We start from the raw sequence: 1,929 nt of genomic DNA on the forward strand, positions 1-1,929 counted from the left end.
AACTTTGAGCCCACCAAGATTTACGGATGTGCTCACTGAAACTGAAATATTTTCTACACTCGCTATTTGCTTAATGATTGACCATCCAAGGCCAGAGCCTGTTGAAAGTTCACTCGATGGCCCCCTAAAGAATCTCTCTCCCAACCTAGACTTAACATCACCTGCAATTCCTGGGCCACTATCCTCAATTACAAGGATGCAAGTGCCAGAGTTTTCTAATATTTCGATCGCAATTCTACCGCCGGCCGGAGTATATCTTGAAGCGTTATCAATCAGATTTCTTAGTAAGATTGCTAGCAAATCTTTATTCGCCAGAACCTTCACATTACTTGCACCCGTCAACTCAATTTCTTGCTTTTTTTCCTCAATTCGGTCGAATAAGTCTGCAACAACAAGGCTGATGAGATCATGAAGGTCAATCTCGGTTTTGACAAAGTCAGTCTTTTCAGAATCAATTCTTGATAGTGCAAGTAATTGGTTGATCAGACGACTTGCACGATCGCATCCATGAATTAAATTCTCTATGCCTATTGGATCTAATTCTGGGCTAAAACCTAAAACCTCTGCTTGAGCCCGAATGGCAGCTATTGGCGTACGGAGTTCATGTGCGGCATCAGCAATAAAACGCTTTTCTTTCTCAACTGCATTAGCAAGTCGAGCTAATAAGACATTTAATTCATTCAGTACGGGCTTTAACTCATTAGGCAAAGTGTTTAGAACGATTGGCTCAATAGAGTTTAAAGATTTCTTGGAAAGCGCTTCACTTAATGCGGTGAATGACTTGTTAGACCAAAAGATGACAGCGGATGCAACAATGCCTAAAAGAGGTAAACCAACTATCAATGGCCATATCAACCCCCACAGCAAAGAATCAAGCAACTCTTCCTTTTCCTGAATGAGTTTAGGTATCCCCATTTGATTGGAAATGATCTTCTCGATCATTTCTTCTAGTTCCATTTTGGCGTCATACCAAACCAATACAGAAGCGATACCCCAAGTCACAGTAATGCTACCAAGCACCCAAATCAGCAATCGATTACGCAGAGAAAAATTCTTAGGGCTCACGATACATCCTTGATTTGATAGCCAATTCCACGAATAGTACGAATGTAATTGGCTCCAATTTTCTTGCGTAGATTGTGAATGTGGACTTCAATAGCATTACTTTCTACTTCATGCCCCCAGCTATAGAGTTGAGATTCAATTTGCTCTTTAGTAAGCACCCTGCCAGATGAAATCATGAGGCTATGCAATAAAGCAAACTCTCTCTTGGAAAGGTTAATATCTTCACCTCCCAAAGTAACGAGATGCTTCTTAGGACTTAATCGTAAATTCCCTAAGGTTAAATCATTACTACTAGAACCTTCTGAACGTCTAACAATTGCTCGCAGCCGCGCGGCAAGAACAACAATTTCTACAGGCTTAACAACATAGTCATCACCACCCAAATCTAAAGTCTCAGCAATAGCGCTTACTTCATCTTGCGCAGTTAGCATGAGAACGGGAGTCGTGTTGCCAGATTTACGAATATTTTTTAGAACATCAATGCCATTCATTAATGGCATATTAATGTCGAGCACAATCGCAGAGTAAGCTGAATTTCCAGCTTCATAGCGCGCTGCGCTGCCATCGCGAACCCAATCAACAATAAAGCCTTCATGCTCTAGCCCCGTCTTAAGCGCATATCCCAACTGTTGATCATCTTCCGCAAGTAGTATTCGCACTAAACCACCCCAAATTGCCAAAACCAAAAATAAACAATACCAGCAATCATAGCCAAGGCAATCACTAAATAGACAGATCTACCCTGAATACCATCTTGAGCAGCCCCTTGCTTCAGGCCGGTAAGCATTGAGCGTACCAAATTTTCTTTATGGAGAAGGCTGCTAGCTATTACCCCTAATATGTGGATTACAACAATTCCAATTA

At 41.4% G+C, this 1,929-nt stretch carries 2 protein-coding genes and 1 pseudogene; all 3 read right to left on the reverse strand.

Annotation, left to right across the window (positions count from 1 at the left end; translation table 11 throughout):
* Positions 1–1,065, reverse strand: a 1,065-nt coding sequence (locus B7Y67_RS16500; protein ID WP_293599562.1) for an ATP-binding protein, incomplete at its 3' end; no start/stop codon positions are given.
* Positions 1,062–1,724 (reverse strand): response regulator transcription factor, encoded by a 663-nt coding sequence (locus B7Y67_RS16505; protein WP_293599563.1) that lies wholly within the window; start codon positions 1,722–1,724, stop codon positions 1,062–1,064. The genes B7Y67_RS16505 and B7Y67_RS16500, both read right to left, overlap by 4 nt.
* Positions 1,724–1,929 (reverse strand): annotated as a pseudogene (locus tag B7Y67_RS16510) (cytochrome B); the annotation flags it as partial. The gene B7Y67_RS16505 and the pseudogene B7Y67_RS16510, both read right to left, overlap by 1 nt.

This window comes from Polynucleobacter sp. 35-46-11 (assembly GCF_002281105.1).